Source organism: Streptomyces sp. P1-3, from assembly GCF_050613155.1.
In the GTDB taxonomy this organism is placed as follows: domain Bacteria; phylum Actinomycetota; class Actinomycetes; order Streptomycetales; family Streptomycetaceae; genus Streptomyces.
Genome location: NZ_CP192512.1, coordinates 2,574,511 through 2,589,240 on the forward strand (window position 1 = coordinate 2,574,511; position 14,730 = coordinate 2,589,240).

Genomic DNA, 14,730 nt, shown 5'->3' on the forward strand with positions numbered 1-14,730 from the left:
TTCCGTGACCATCGCGCCCGCCGATCCGGTTTCAGCGGCCCAGGACTCCAAGGGCTCCGCGGCCGCCACCGACGCGCCCGGAACCGCCCTGTTGCGTACCCTGACCGATCTCACCGCGGATCTTCCCGCCACCGACCCCGGCAAGGTCGCCGCCGCCGCGCTGCGCGGCCGGCACGCCGGGTCCGACGAGGCGGAGTTGCGGGCCCTGGCCACCGAGGCCGCCGCCGGCCTGATCTCCGAGGAACCGGAGTACTCCCGGCTCGCCGCCCGGCTGCTGACCCTCGCCATCGCCGAGGAGGCGGCCGGGCAGGGCGCGGTCTCCTTCTCCGCCTCCGTCGAGGTGGGCCACCGCGAGGGCCTGATCGCCGACTCCACGGCCGCCTTCGTACGGACCCACGCCGCCCGCCTGGACACCCTGGTCGACAAGACGCTGGCCGACGGCGCCGACGACCGCTTCGGCTACTTCGGCCTGCGCACCCTGCACAGCCGCTACCTGCTGCGCCACCCCATCACCCGTCAGGTGGTCGAGACCCCGCAGCACTTCCTGCTGCGCGTGGCCTGCGGGCTGGCCGAGGACCTCTCGGACCGGGCCCTGGAGGACGTCTGCGAGCTGTACCGGCTGACCAGCACGCTGTCGTACCTGCCCAGCTCCCCCACCCTGTTCAACTCCGGCACCCGCCACCCGCAGATGTCGTCCTGCTATCTGCTGGACTCGCCGCTGGACGAGCTGGACTCGATCTACAACCGCTACCACCAGGTGGCGCGGCTGTCGAAGCACGCCGGCGGCATCGGCCTGTCGTACTCCCGCATCCGGGCCCGCGGGTCACTGATCCGAGGCACGAACGGGCACTCCAACGGCATCGTGCCGTTCCTGCGGACCCTCGACGCCTCGGTCGCCGCCGTCAACCAGGGCGGTCGCCGCAAGGGCGCGGCCTGCGTCTACCTGGAGACCTGGCACGCGGACATCGAGGAGTTCCTGGAGCTGCGGGACAACACCGGTGAGGAGGCCCGCCGCACCCACAACCTCAACATCGCGCACTGGATCCCGGACGAGTTCATGCGCCGGGTCGAGGCCGACGCCGACTGGTCGCTGTTCTCCCCGTCCGACACTCCCGAGCTGGTCGACCTGTGGGGCGAGCGGTTCGACGAGGCGTACCGCAAGGCCGAGGCCGAGGGCAAGGCCATCAAGACCGTCTCCGCCCGGCAGCTGTACGCGCGGATGATGCGGACGCTCGCGCAGACCGGCAACGGCTGGATGACGTTCAAGGACGCCGCCAACCGCACCGCCAACCAGACCGCCGAGCCCGGCAAGGTCGTCCACTCCTCCAACCTGTGCACCGAGATCCTGGAGGTCACCGACGACGGCGAGACGGCCGTGTGCAACCTGGGCTCGGTCAACCTGGCCGCGCACCTGGGCGCGGACGGCGACATGGACTGGGAGAAGCTGGACCGCACGGTCCGTACGGCCGTCACCTTCCTCGACCGCGTGGTGGACATCAACTTCTACCCCACGGAAGAGGCCGGGGCCTCCAACTCCCGCTGGCGGCCGGTGGGCCTGGGTCTGATGGGCCTTCAGGACGTGTTCTTCCGGCTGCGGCTGCCCTTCGACTCCGCCGAGGCCAAGGCGCTGTCGACCAAGATCTCCGAGCGCATCATGCTCGCGGCGTACGAGGCGTCCTGCGACCTCGCCGAGCGGCACGGCCCGCACCCCGCCTGGTCGGCGACCCGCACCGCACGCGGCGTGCTGCACCCCGACCACTACGCCGACGCGCAGATGACGTGGCCCGAGCGGTGGGAGGCGCTCCGCACGCGGATGTCCACCTCCGGCATGCGGAACTCGCTGCTGCTGGCCATCGCCCCGACGGCGACCATCGCGTCCATCGCGGGCGTCTACGAGTGCATCGAGCCGCAGGTCTCCAACCTCTTCAAGCGCGAGACGCTCAGCGGTGAGTTCCTCCAGGTCAACTCCTACCTGGTGGACGACCTGAAGCGGCTCGGCGTGTGGGACGCGCAGACCCGCGAGGCGCTGCGCGAGTCCAACGGCTCGGTCCAGGACTTCGGCTGGGTGCCGCAGGACATCCGCGACCTGTACCGCACGGCGTGGGAGGTGCCGCAGCGCGCGCTGATCGACATGGCCGCCGCGCGCACCCCGTACCTCGACCAGAGCCAGTCGCTCAACCTCTTCATGGCGTCGCCCACCATCGGCAAGCTCAGCTCGATGTACGCGTACGCCTGGAAGCAGGGGATCAAGACCACGTACTACCTGCGTTCGCGCCCGGCGACCCGGATCGCACAGTCCGCGCGCGCCAACGGGGCCACCGCGGCCGCCCCGATCCCCGCCCAGCAGGCCACGCCCGACGCCGAGGCGATCGCCTGCTCCCTGGAAAACCCCGAGTCCTGCGAGGCCTGCCAGTAATGAGCAACACCCCAGAAAGCCGTTCGAAAAACCTCCTGGACCCGGGCTTCGAGCTCACCCTGCGGCCGATGCGGTACCCGGACTTCTACGACCGCTACCGCGACGCGATCAAGAACACCTGGACCGTGGAGGAGGTCGACCTCCACTCCGACGTGGCCGACCTCGCCAAGCTCTCGCCGGGCGAGCAGCACCTGATCGGGCGGCTGGTCGCGTTCTTCGCCACCGGTGACTCGATCGTGGCGAACAACCTCGTGCTCACGCTGTACAAGCACATCAACTCCCCCGAGGCGCGGCTGTACCTGTCGCGGCAGCTCTTCGAGGAGGCCGTGCACGTCCAGTTCTATCTGACGCTGCTGGACACCTACCTGCCCGACCCGGACGACCGCGCCGCCGCCTTCGACGCGGTGGAGAACATCCCGTCCATCCGGGAGAAGGCCCAGTTCTGCTTCAAGTGGATCAACGAGGTCGAGAAGCTGGACCGGCTGGAGTCCAAGGCGGACCGCCGCCGCTTCCTGCTCAACCTGATCTGCTTCGCGGCGTGCATCGAGGGCCTGTTCTTCTACGGCGCCTTCGCGTACGTGTACTGGTTCCGGTCGCGCGGCCTGCTGCACGGCCTGGCCACCGGCACCAACTGGGTCTTCCGGGACGAGTCCATGCACATGGACTTCGCCTTCCAGGTCGTGGACACCGTCCGCCAGGAGGAGCCGGACCTCTTCGACGAGGAGATGGGCAAGCAGGTCACCGCGATGCTGGAGGAGGCCGTCGAGGCCGAGCTGCAGTTCGCCCGCGACCTGTGCGGGGACGGCCTGCCGGGCATGAACACCGACTCCATGCGCGACTACCTCCAGTGCGTGGCCGACCAGCGGCTGGTCCGCCTCGGGCTCCCGGTCCGCTACGGCTCGGAGAACCCCTTCTCCTTCATGGAACTGCAGAACGTCCAGGAGCTGACCAACTTCTTCGAGCGGCGCGCCTCGGCCTACCAGGTCGCCGTGGAGGGCTCGGTCTCGTTCGACGACGAGTTCTGACAGACAACGGCCGATGGCCGGACCGGGTCCCCACCCGGCTCCGGCCATCCGCTATGTGAGAAGAGCGCCCGCGACGATGGCTCAACGCTCCTTGTTGCTCGGTGCGTGGTTGGAGCAGTCCACACGCGCCTTCTCTTGGGGCTTCGGGTGCTCCTCGTACTGCACCCAGTCGAAGAGCAGATCTGTAGGCCGGGGTAGCTTCCCCCAGAGGAGTCCGGTCACGCATGACTGGACTTGGCTGACGTGATACTTGCCGTCCTTGCTGCGGTAGTCCGTCTTGTCGCTGCAGACGACGTTGCCGCTGTCGTCCCGCTCGCAGGCGGCGGCCGGGGCGCCCTGTGCCGCACCCGCGTATGTCGTCGTCAGTCCCGCGAGAACCGCGGCGACCAGCGCCACCTTCTTCCAACTGACCATGCGTCACGTCCCTTTTTGTGATCGATGTTCGGACGGGCAGAACATCAGAGAAGGGTCCCGGCGCCGGGCTTGTGGCTCGGACGCCGGGACCCATGTCACTTACTTACTCACCTGCTGGGCGCGATGCTCAGTGCCCGAGAGCGTGGTTGCTGCAGTCCTGGCTCGTGCCCGTCTTGGCGTACGCGTTGCCGTTCTCGCCCTCGGCGAACAGGTTGCCCAGGAGGTTGCCAAGGATGTTGATCCCACCCAGCACGTTCACGTTGAGGTCGTGGGACTTGCAGGAGCTGTGCTGCTTGACGTCGATGTCCGGGCCGTGGCCGCCGGCCGCGGCAGTGCCGGCGCCAACGAAGCCGACGCTGCCGAGCATGGCTACCACCACGGCAGCCTTCTGAAGCTTGCGCATTTCTTCTCCGTTTGTTTGAGCGCGATGCGGTCCGTTTTGGACCAACTTCGTACAGTTACGGAGGTTAATGGAAGAACATCCCATTTTGTCCGACGACGCGCTGATTTGCGGAAGAATTATGGACGGCGCCCCGGAAACCCCGCTGAGCGCCAGGCAGTTGGGGTGCGACGCCCCGAGCGCGGCACGGCGACACGCCCCGGATGGGCGTAACGCGCGCCAGCGGGCCCCCTGGAGACCGATCCCCAGGGGGCCCGCTGCGAGCGTCGGCGTGAGGCGGACCTCAGCCGTGGAACTTGTTGAACGCGGTGTTCGGCTGGAGGCAGGTGAAGCCCTTCGTGTCAGCCGGCGAGAACACCCCGATCGGGATGTTGGTCTGAACGACCGTCTGCGGGCTGCACTCCTGCTCCGGGTGGAACACGTAGTTGTTCACCGGACGCTGTTCCTTCTGCTGGTGGTGGTGGCCACCCTGCTGCTGGTGGTGGCCACCCTGCTGGTGGTGACCGCCCTGCTGGTGGTGGCCGCCCTGGTGCCCGTGGCCGCCGTCGTGGTGGTGGCCGCCCGAGTTCTGGTAGTAGCCGGTGTTGTGCTTGTAGCCGCTGTGGTGCTCGTAGCCGCTGTGGTGCTCGTAGCCCAGCTCGGTCGGGCTGGACTGCGGCTGGGCGGCCTGCGTGGTGGACTGCGGCTGGGCAGCCGGCTGCGGGGCGGGCGCTTGAGGCGCGGGCGCCTGCGGGGCGGGTGCTTGCGGAGCGGGCGCCGGCTGCGGCTGGGCGACCTGCTGGTCGGCGGGCTGCGGGGCGGGCACCGGGAGCGGCGCGGCCTGCGGCGCGGGTGCCGGCTGCGGGGCGGGCGCCGGGAGCGGCGCGGCCTGCGGAGCGGGCGCCGGGAGCGGCGCGGCCTGCGGCTGACCCTGCGGCTGGAACTGCTGTCCGGCGCCGTTGTACCCACCGGGGGGAGCGTCGGCGTAGCTGGTACCGGCGCCTACGGTGACCAGACTGCCGACCGCCGCGACGACGATCGCGGCCTGTTGGAGCTTGCGCATGGAAACCCTTGGCCCTTCTGACATGTGCACGGGGGGTCTGATTACTCATTGCGAGTACGCGCACACTAGCAGTAGCAACAAGCCCGTTTCACGTCGCTATGCCCCCCGTGTCGGTCCACGATCGGCCGCCCCCCAAGTGCCCCCGGCCGCCTCGTGCACTACCCTGCCTCACCCGACCCCGTGCATGCGCCATGCTCATGCCAATATCCGGTTATGCGTAAGGGGGGCGGGATGGGTGAACCCTCCGCCCCCCTGGGGGTGAACCGCCGACGTCCGCCGTGGACGCGCCGCGTCAGTCGTTCGGGACGACCTCGTAGCGCGGCGTACGCTCCGCCATCTGCTGCATCACGTCCTTGCGCTCCCGCTTGGAGAGCCGGTCGATGTACAGCCGGCCGTAGAGGTGGTCGGTCTCGTGCTGGAGGCAGCGCGCGAAGTAACCCGTGCCCTGGACCGCGATCGGCTTGCCCTCGGCGTCCTGGCCGCGCACCACCGCGTAGTCGGGGCGGGCCAGCGGGGCGTAGGCGCCGGGCACGGACAGGCAGCCCTCGTTGGAGTCGTCCAGGAGGCGGCGCTCGGCCGGGACCTCTTCGAGCACCGGGTTGCACACCACACCGACGTGGCGTACGCCCTCGTCGTCCGGGCAGTCGTAGACGAACACCTTCAGGCCCACGCCGATCTGGTTGGCGGCGAGGCCCACGCCCTCCGCCGCCCGCTGGCTGGCGAACATGTCGTCGATCAGCGACGCGAGCTCGTCACCGAACTCGGTGACGTCGTCGCACTCCTGGTGCAGCACCGGGTGGCCGACGACCGTGATCGGGCGGACGGTGCCGCGCTCGCGATACGCCAGCTCGCGCTCCTCCGCGTCCACCGTGTCGTCGATGAACTCGTCGTCCGCCCGCTGATCCGTGTCCTGCTGTGCCATGGTCCGCCGCACGCCTTCCTCAAACCGTCAACCGTCGCCCTACAGGGTACGGCGCGGCCGAGGTGCCCGGGACGTCAGCAGACCTCTTCCAGGTCCCGCCACTCACGGGTGTCCGGGCTGTCCGCGACCCAGCCGTCCAGCAGCCCCCGCACCAGCCCGGCCGGGGCAGCGATCCCGCACTCCCGCTCGGGCACCCACAGCGACCCCGAGCCCGCGGTGCGGTGCCCCAGCGGTCCCGGATGGCCCGGCTCGCTGTGGTCATGCGGGTCCAGGTGCTCCCCGTCGCCCTCGTCGCTGGGCATCCGGCTCTCCGAACAGGAGCGGCACAGCAACCGCACCGACGAGGACCAGTCCTCGGCGGCGAAGCCCGCGTCCGCCGCCAGCCGCTCCAGCGCGTCCCGGTCCGCCTCCGTGGCCGCCTCCAGCAGCACCACCCAGGTCGGCACCGGGGACGGCGCCCACAGCTCGATCTCGTCGAAGACCGGGTAGGCCCGCACGGTGCCGTCCGCGCCCGTCGTCGTCCGCTCACCGTGCGGGACCCCGTCGTGCAGCACGACCTCGCCCCAGCGCCGCCCCGACGACGGCAGCGGGATGCTGAGCACCTCGATACGGGCCGGGTCCAGCCGCCGGCCCCAGACGACCTCGGCCTCGCCCTCCGGCGACAGCCGGACCGCCGCGCTGCCCAGCTCCATGCCCACCGGCTCGCCCACGGCCGCGCCCGGGTCCTGCTTGCCGGGCACCTTGAGCCCGTACGCCTGCCAGGCGCGGCGCGCCAGCGGCCAATCCTGCAGGGCGGTCGCGGCGATGCCCACGTTCCACCAGTCCGGGGCGCCGGTCTCGCGGTCCAGCAGGGTGACGGCGCGCAGGCCCGCGGCGCGCGCCTGCTCCCAGTCATGCCGGAACTTGTGCAGCAACGCCAGGTTGAACCACGACTCGGACAGCCACGGCTCCATATCGGCGGCCCGGGTCAGCAGCGCGCCGGCGTCCTCGTACCGGCCGTCGCCGATGAGCGTGAACGCACGGTCGGTGGCCTGCCGCCAAGAGGCGGAGGGCCGGTGCCGTACCTTGCCGAAGATCTTCACGATTCCCGCCTGCCGGTTTCTCCGTTGTCCCGCACCAGATGCCTTGAGCCGGACGGCGTCGCCCTCCCCTGTCGCCCTCCCCTGACGACAACCTGCCACACATTCGCGGACATCTCAGCCCGGCCCCTCAAGATTCGTCCAGGGAACGGTGCCCCACCACACCTCCTTGCCGCTGGCGAGCCGCCCCACTCCCCACACTTCGCATCCAACCATGCCGGTTCCGGCGACGGCTCATTACCCATGGGTTATGCCGCGCCCGGGCAGCTCCCGCGCGGTGCCTCATCCGGTGGGTCCGGACCGTGCGAGCACCCGGCCGAGCGCCGCGACCACCGCCGGATCGAAGTCGCGGGCCGTGGCCAGCCGCAACCGCTCCACGGCGCGCAGCGGGCCGTCCGCCGCGTCGGCCAGGGTCTGCGCCAGTTCGGCGTAGGCGTTGGCCACCCGTACGATCCGGGCGGTCAGCGGCTGCTCCCGGTACGGGTCCGCCTGCCGCTCGACGATCTGCGCGACCTGCGCGGGCGCCCCGGTCTGCCGGACGACGGCGCCGCCCAGCAAGGCGATCCGCTGCTGCTCGGCCGCGGGCAGCTGCTCCGTGGCGCCGGACGGCACCGGATCGAGCAGGGACAGCTGCCCGATGTCGTGCATGAGGGCCGCGTGTTCGAGGACGGTCAGCTCACGGCGGGACAGCCCCAGCTCCCGGCCGACCGCGCCGCTCAGCGCGGCGACCCGGCGGGCGTGACCGGCGGGCGTGTACCCCGCGATCTCCGTCGAGCGGGCGAGCGAGGCGATGGTCTGCCGGTAGGTGGCACGGACGTCGGTGTAGCGGCGCAGGGCGTGTTGGGTCAACAGCAGCGGCACGCACACCACCGGCAGCGCCCACAGCCCGGCGACGGCCACGGCCAGCGCCGTCACCACCCCCGTCGCGCAGACCGCCGACCCCACACAGGCCAGTGCCCGCAGCTCGTCGCGGAGCAGCGGCGCGTACGGCCAGCCGGTGCGGGCGTGGGCGAGCGCGGCGGCCAGCACGGCGTCGCACAACGCGGTGAGCCCGAGCAGCACGAGCAGGCAGAGGACGTGGGCGGGGCCGTCGCCGCACCACTGGGACAATCGGCCGTCGCCGTACAGCGGTTGGAAGCAGGCAGCGGCGAAGGCGACGGTGAGGACCCGGCGCGCGTGGTGGTCGAGCCGGGGCGGATGGCCGAGGGCCACGCGCGGGGTGAGGCCCACCAGTCCGGCGGCGACCACGACGGCGACGACCTGGAGCGCGCCGTGACTGATGGGCTCACCGCCGAGCCGCCCCAGCAGGGCGTAGGCGAGAGCGCCCGCGGCGGCGACGGGCGCGGGCTCCCGTGCGCCGAGGCCCGGCTCACCGCCCGCCGCGCTCCCGGGCTCGCGACCCGGGGCGTACCCGGCGTACCCGGCCCCCGGCCTGCCGCGGTACGCACCGATGTACCCGGCCCCCGCCCTGCCCGCGTACGCGGCGCCGTAGCCGCCGCAGGCCGCGTTGCCGCGCGCGGACGGCCCGTCGTCCCAGCGCAGGGCCTCGCCGACGGCGATCAGCGCGCCGAAGGCGAGCGCGACTCCGGGCTCCCGGACGCCGTGCCAGTGGGTCCACCCGAGCGCGAACAGGGTGAGCGCCCCGGCCGCGCAGTACACCGCTCCCACGGCGTACGTCCCGGTGCGGGAGGCGCGGGGAGCACGCGCGGACGGCTCGCTCGCGGCGGCCTCGCCGCCGCGCGCGTGCCGGGGGGCCCGCGAGCCGCGCCCGGCCTCCGCCGACGTTTCCCCGGCGGGGCCGGGGGCGGTTTCGGGGGACGTGTCGGAGGACGTGTCGGGTTCCGCGCCCGTACCGATACCGATACCAGGGCCGGGGCCCGCATCAAGGTTGGCGTCCGTGCCGGGGCCCGGGTTCGTGCCGAGGTCCATGTCCGTACGGGGGCGGCCGAGGCCGGCGGGCTGCGGCCCGGTGGCGACGAGCCCGCCCCCGCCGCCCGGGCGCTCGGGGCTGCCGCCTCCGCCGTGTCGCTGGTCGCCGTTCACGAACGGCCTCCTCGATGACCGGCACCAGGGCTGTGACCAGGGGCGACGACGTCCTGCGGGGTGGCGGACGGCAAGGGGCGGGGGCTGTCAGGGCGGGCTGGCGGGACGTTTCCGCGCCCCTCCCGCGTGCCTGGCGTGAGCTCCGGCGCGTCCGCTGTGACCGCGGCGTGCCAGCCGTGCCGTTCCAGCGCGCTCGCCAGCGCCCGCACCATCCGGGGGTCGAAGTGCGTGCCCGCGCAGCGCTTCAGCTCCTCCACCGCCCACGGCACCGGGCGGGCCCTGCTGTACGTACGCGTCGAGGTCATGGCGTCGAACGCGTCCGCGACCGCCACCACCCGGGCGAACTCGGGGATGTCCCGCCCCGCGAGCCCGTACGGATAGCCGGTGCCGTCCAGCCGCTCGTGGTGGTGGAGGATCGCTGTCCGCGCCTCCTCGAGAAAACCGATTCCACGCACCATCTCGTGTCCGTATTCCGGATGGAGTTCGATGACCCGGCGCTCGTCGGCGGTCAGCGGGCCGTCCTTGCGCAGCAGCCGGGTGGGGACGCCGAGCTTGCCGACGTCGTGCAGGATGCCCGCGATCCGCAGCGCCTCCAGTCGCTCGCCGCTCATGCCGAGCTCGCGGGCGATCATCACCGAGGCGCGGCCGACCCGTTCGCTGTGGCCGCGGGTGTAGCGGTCCTTGATGTCGACCGCTTGGACGAGGGCGCGGATGGTGGCCTGGTGGGCGGCGCGTTTGCGGTGGTAGAGCGCGAAGACGGACGCCGAGACGCACATCGGCAGCAGCACCAGGAGCGCGGCGGTCGGTCCGTAGGAACTGCGCCATAGCAGCGCCATCGTCAGTCCGGCCGAGCCGTGGACCAGGTGCGGTGCGAGCGAGCGCGCCAGCGGCCCGCGCCAGGCGGTGCTCGGCCCGTGGTGCTCGGCGGTGACCAGAACGCCGCCCTCCAGCGCGACGCGCACCAGGCAGAAGGCGAGGGCGGCGGCCGCGGCGGGCAGCAGCACGTACGGCAGGTCCGCACCGGCGACCGCCCGCGGGCCGTCCGCCGCCCCGAACACGGACGCGGAGCCCGGCCCGAACACCCAGGACGCGGCGGCGGAGGCGAGGGCGAGCTGGGCCGCGTGCCAGACCCGGCGAGCGCCCGCGGCGGGCGGCTCGGCCGGGCCCGCGAGCCCACCGGGTACCGCGGCGAGCGCGGCGGCGGGCGGTGGCAGCAACATCGCCCCGGCGAGCAGCACCGGGGTGCCCCACTCGGCCGAGGGGCCGATGCACACGGCGGCGTAGAGCGCGGCGACCGGCAGCACGGTGGTCCAGGGCGTCGCGGCGTCCGGACTCATGGCGGGGGCGGCGCACACCGCCGCCGAGAGGGCGGCGCACAGGATATAGGCGCACGCCCTCGGGGGAAGTGCCCGCATGGCGCCCTCCTCCCATCCGTTCAGGCCACGCCGTCAGGATGGGGAGGATATTGCCGTGCGAGGAGCAAGGCGGGCGCATCGGAGGATTAGGCCGTATGAGCCCGTCTAATGCACACCTTCGGGTGAGATCGGGGTTCAGTCCTGGGCGGCGGTGGGCAGATCCGCCTGGGCTGTGGTCGGCCGATCCGTCTGGGCAGCGCCCGGCCGGTCCGGCTCGCCGCACTCACCGTGCAGCGGACTGCGCAGGTCCATCTCGGGCGCCACCTGCCCGGAGCGAATCAGCTCGATCCGGCCCATCACCTTCGACCGCAGGTCGCGGGGCACGTCGTCATGTCCGCAGCAGCGCTTGACGAGCTTCTTCACGGCCTGTTCCAGACCGTACTTCTCCAGGCAGGGCGAGCACTCGTCGATGTGCGTCTCGAACTTGGCGCAGTCACCGTCGGGCATCTCGTGGTCGAGGAACTCGTAGAGATGGTCGAGAACCTCGGAGCAGTCCGTCTCGTGCGGCTCTCCGCAGCTCATGAGTCCGAGCCTTTCCGATCGTGCCCTTCGTCCGCCGCAGCGCCCGCGCCCGCCGGGACGAGCCCGCGTCCACGGGCGTAGTCCTCCAGCAGACCGCGCAGCTGGCGCCGCCCACGGTGCAGACGGGACATCACCGTACCGATGGGGGTACCCATGATGTCGGCGATCTCCTTGTACGCAAACCCCTCGACATCCGCGAGATAGACCGCGATGCGGAATTCCTCGGGGATCGCCTGGAGGGCTTCCTTCACGTCGGAGTCGGGAAGGTGGTCGAGGGCCTGGGACTCCGCGGAGCGCAGCCCGGTCGACATGTGCGACTCGGCGCGCGCCAGCTGCCAGTCCTCGATCTCCTCGGCGGCACTGCGCTGCGGCTCACGCTGCTTCTTGCGGTACGAGTTGATGAACGTGTTGGTCAGAATGCGGTACAGCCACGCCTTGAGGTTGGTGCCCTCACGGAACTGGTGGAAGGACGCATACGCCTTGGCATACGTCTCCTGCACCAGGTCCTCGGCGTCGGCCGGATTGCGCGTCATGCGCAGTGCGGCGGAGTACATCTGGTCGAGGAAGGTCAGCGCGTCCCGCTCGAAGCGCGCGTTGCGCTCGGCGTCCGTCTCCGCGGCCCGCCCTTCGATCGGTCCCTCGTTCGTGCCGTCGGCCCCCGCGTCGGTCCCAGTGACCTGACCCACCTCCTCCAACACTGTGGCAGGACCGGATGCGGACCCGCTCGAATCGGAGAATAGACGACCATCCGGTCCGCTCGCCGCTTCTATTTCGGCGGCAGGCTCGGCCTTCAGCTGCGACCAGTAGAGGTCGGCGGGCTGCGGACGGGCCGGGCAAGCAAGCGAACCCATGCGGGGGACTTCCTCTCCTCGTGCGACTGCCTGTGACGAACGGTGCATCGACATTCCGACGCCCGGTTCAACACGCGCCACCCGCATCGCATTCCCGGATTCACTCACCGCTTCCCACCGCGTCGTGTCGGCGGTCATCGGTCATCGGTCATCGGTCATCGGTCAGCCGGTGATCCTCTCCAGCCACCGCGCCACCGCCTCGGTCAGGGCCGCGAGGGCCTCGTCCTGCGTGGTGCCGGCCTTCTTCGGGACGGCGAACCCATGATCGCCGTAGGCCACCTCGACCAGCTCGGTCCCGGCCGGAAGCGGGGACGGGAACTCCTCCGGGCGCCCGAAGGGGTCCCGCCCGCCCTGGACGACCAGCGTCGGCAGACCGACCTCCGTCAGCTCCTCCGCGCGGGACTTCTCCGGCTTCCCCGGTGGATGCAGGGGGAAGGACAGGGCGAGGACCGCGTGCGCCCCGAGCGCCTGGGCCGTACGGCAGGCCACTCGCGCCCCGGCGCTGCGCCCGCCCGCGACGACGGGCAGCCCGGGCCTCGTCAGCGCGGGCCACAGTGCCGTCCATCCGGCGTCCAGCGTCCGGGGCGCTGGAGCGACCTTCTTGCCCGCGACCCGCCAAGGCTGCTCGACGAGGGCGACAGTGATCCCGCGCGACGGCAGGGCGGCGGCGAGCGCCCGCAGGTCCCGGGCCTCGATGCCGCCGCCCGCGCCGTGGCTCACGGCGAGTACGGCGCGAGCCCGGCGGGCCTCGTGCCAGGTGACGCGGGCGTCCCCCGCCGGGGTCGGAACGGTCTCGCTGCGCGGAAGCGTGCTCATGGGACTAGAAGAGCGTGTCCACCTCAGGCGCGTCCAGCTCCGCCACGAGCTCCGGGCCGTTGTTGCGCACGTCACTGACCCCGGTGCCGACCGGATACGCCCGCAGCAGCTCCGCGGGCGGCGGGACCAGCAGCTCCCGAAGGTCCGCCGGGTCGGTCCGGGCCGGGTCCAGCCAGGCCGCCCAGCGGTCCGGGGTGAGCACCAGCGGCATCCGCGGATGGATGTCGGCGAGCGCGTGCGGCCCCCGTCCCTCGCCGCCACCCTCGCCGCCATCCCCGCCGGCTCCGGCTCCGGCTCCGGCTCCGGCGAAAGGCTCCTTCTCCGCCTCGGTCGTTATCACGCTGCACGTCACCCACCAGGCACGCGGATGGTCGTCCGGCAGCGTCCGGTCCCGCCAGAACTCGTAGATCCCGGCCATGGCCATCACCGAGCCGTCGACCGGGGTGACGAAGTACGGCTGCTTACGGGCCCGCTTCCGCTTGCCCTGCTCCTCCAGCTGCCGCTCGCCCGCGCCGGTGACCCACTCGTAGTAGCCGTCGGCGGGCAGCAGGCAGCGTCGGGCCAGGAAGGGGCGGCGGAACGACGGCTTCTCGTGCACCGTCTCGGCCCGCGCGTTGATCATCTTCACGCCGGCGTCGGGCGACTTGGCCCACGACGGCACCAGTCCCCAGGTCAGCGAGCGCAGCTGGCGAACCGGACGCGGGTCGTCGGCGTCTTTCAGGGGGCGTTCGAGCACCGCGTACACGTTCTTCGTCGGAGCGACGTTCCAGTCCGGCTCCAGGGCCTCCTTGGGCTCCCACTTCTGGACATCGAAGAGCCCGACGAGATCCTCCGGCCTCCGGCTCGCTGCGTATCGACCGCACATGGGTGCAACACTGCCACGACGCCCGGCCCCGGTGGCGTGGAGATCCGGAACGCGGAAGATCCGGCGCAGGGGACCGACATACGCAACACGGGGACACGGAAACCGAGGAGCCGCCCGCATATGGACACCACGAACGCCGCCGAGCTGTGGGACCGCGTCGTCGGCAGCCAGCCGGACCCCTCCCGCTGGCTGGTGGTCTCCGCCGGAGTCGTCGCGCTCGCCGTGGTCGTCTTCCGGACGACCTGGGTGATCGCCCGGAACGCGATCACCATCGCCCACGAGGGTGGTCACGGCCTGGTGGCCCTGCTCAGCGGCCGTCGGCTGGATGGCATCCGGTTGCACTCGGACACCTCGGGTCTGACCGTTTCACGCGGAAAGCCGACCGGTCTGGGCATGATCCTGACCGCCGCCGCGGGCTACACCGCCCCTTCGCTGCTCGGTCTCGCCGGGGCCTGGCTGCTGGCCGCGAACCACATCACCGCGCTGCTGTGGGGGGCGACCGCGCTGCTCGTCGCGATGCTGGTGATGATCCGCAACGCCTACGGGGTGCTGACGGTCCTCATAGCCGGGGCGGCCTTCTTCCTCGTCTCCTGGCTCACCGAGCCGCAGGTGCAGGCCGCCTTCGCCTACGCCGTGGTGTGGTTCCTTCTCCTGGGTGGCGTACGCCCGCCCTTCGAGCTCCAGCGCAAGCGCCGCTACGGGCACGCCGGGGACTCCGATCCGGACCAGCTGGCCCGGCTGACCAACGTGCCCGCCATCGCCTGGCTACTGCTCTTCCACCTCGTTTCGCTGTGCTCTCTGATCGGTGGCGGCAGCTGGCTGCTGGGCCTCTAGACCCCCGCCGCCGCCCGCCCGTTCCTTACCAGTGCAGTGTTTCGACTGAGTTTCGCCACTTTTGATCAAGATTCACACACTGGGCA

Annotated in this window: 14 protein-coding genes; 3 read left to right on the plus strand and 11 right to left on the minus strand. The window is 71.6% G+C overall.

Annotated elements, in window-relative coordinates:
* The first annotated feature begins 4 nt into the window (after positions 1–4).
* Positions 5–2,416: a ribonucleoside-diphosphate reductase subunit alpha gene (locus ACQUSR_RS10555; protein ID WP_431042306.1), complete on the plus strand. Its 2,412-nt coding sequence runs from the start codon at positions 5–7 to the stop codon at positions 2,414–2,416.
* The gene (locus tag ACQUSR_RS10560; RefSeq protein WP_431042307.1) at positions 2,416–3,441 is read left to right on the plus strand and encodes a ribonucleotide-diphosphate reductase subunit beta; all 1,026 of its coding nucleotides are present in this window, start codon (positions 2,416–2,418) and stop codon (positions 3,439–3,441) included. The genes ACQUSR_RS10555 and ACQUSR_RS10560 overlap by 1 nt, the downstream gene beginning before the upstream one ends.
* Positions 3,442–3,522: 81 nt before the next feature.
* Here the strand turns inward: ACQUSR_RS10560 and ACQUSR_RS10565 are convergent, their stop codons facing one another.
* The 11 genes from ACQUSR_RS10565 to ACQUSR_RS10615 all read right to left on the minus strand — a co-directional run bounded on the left by ACQUSR_RS10565 (position 3,523) and on the right by ACQUSR_RS10615 (position 13,810).
* Positions 3,523–3,855, minus strand: a complete 333-nt coding sequence (locus ACQUSR_RS10565) for a hypothetical protein (protein WP_431042308.1) — start codon at positions 3,853–3,855, stop codon at positions 3,523–3,525.
* A 127-nt stretch (positions 3,856–3,982) separates the two neighbouring features.
* Positions 3,983–4,258 (minus strand): hypothetical protein, encoded by a 276-nt coding sequence (locus ACQUSR_RS10570; protein ID WP_304463851.1) that lies wholly within the window; start codon positions 4,256–4,258, stop codon positions 3,983–3,985.
* Positions 4,259–4,538: 280 nt separating this feature from the next.
* Positions 4,539–5,297, minus strand: a complete 759-nt coding sequence (locus tag ACQUSR_RS10575; RefSeq protein WP_431042309.1) for a hypothetical protein — start codon at positions 5,295–5,297, stop codon at positions 4,539–4,541.
* 292 nt (positions 5,298–5,589) lie between these two features.
* Positions 5,590–6,219 (minus strand): peptide deformylase, encoded by a 630-nt coding sequence (gene def, locus ACQUSR_RS10580; protein ID WP_431042310.1) that lies wholly within the window; start codon positions 6,217–6,219, stop codon positions 5,590–5,592.
* 74 nt (positions 6,220–6,293) lie between these two features.
* Positions 6,294–7,301 (minus strand): tetratricopeptide repeat protein, encoded by a 1,008-nt coding sequence (locus tag ACQUSR_RS10585; RefSeq protein WP_431042311.1) that lies wholly within the window; start codon positions 7,299–7,301, stop codon positions 6,294–6,296.
* Positions 7,302–7,580: 279 nt separating this feature from the next.
* Positions 7,581–8,957, minus strand: a complete 1,377-nt coding sequence (locus tag ACQUSR_RS10590; protein WP_431047495.1) for an HD-GYP domain-containing protein — start codon at positions 8,955–8,957, stop codon at positions 7,581–7,583.
* 380 nt (positions 8,958–9,337) lie between these two features.
* On the minus strand, positions 9,338–10,756 hold the full coding sequence (locus ACQUSR_RS10595) for an HD-GYP domain-containing protein (protein ID WP_431042312.1): 1,419 nt from the start codon (positions 10,754–10,756) through the stop codon (positions 9,338–9,340).
* A gap of 135 nt (positions 10,757–10,891) precedes the next feature.
* Positions 10,892–11,278 (minus strand): mycothiol system anti-sigma-R factor, encoded by a 387-nt coding sequence (gene rsrA / locus ACQUSR_RS10600; RefSeq protein WP_431042313.1) that lies wholly within the window; start codon positions 11,276–11,278, stop codon positions 10,892–10,894.
* Positions 11,275–11,964, minus strand: a complete 690-nt coding sequence (locus ACQUSR_RS10605; protein WP_431042314.1) for a sigma-70 family RNA polymerase sigma factor — start codon at positions 11,962–11,964, stop codon at positions 11,275–11,277. Before ACQUSR_RS10605 ends, rsrA begins: the two co-directional genes overlap by 4 nt.
* A gap of 327 nt (positions 11,965–12,291) precedes the next feature.
* Entirely contained in the window at positions 12,292–12,945 is a 654-nt protein-coding gene (locus tag ACQUSR_RS10610; protein WP_431042315.1) for an alpha/beta hydrolase family protein, read from the minus strand.
* A 4-nt stretch (positions 12,946–12,949) separates the two neighbouring features.
* Positions 12,950–13,810: an SOS response-associated peptidase gene (locus ACQUSR_RS10615; protein ID WP_431042316.1), complete on the minus strand. Its 861-nt coding sequence runs from the start codon at positions 13,808–13,810 to the stop codon at positions 12,950–12,952.
* Between the two features lie 120 nt (positions 13,811–13,930).
* Between ACQUSR_RS10615 and ACQUSR_RS10620 the strand changes: the two genes are divergently transcribed.
* Complete coding sequence (locus ACQUSR_RS10620) at positions 13,931–14,644, plus strand: M50 family metallopeptidase (protein ID WP_431042317.1); 714 nt, start codon at positions 13,931–13,933, stop codon at positions 14,642–14,644.
* Positions 14,645–14,730 lie beyond the last annotated feature (86 nt).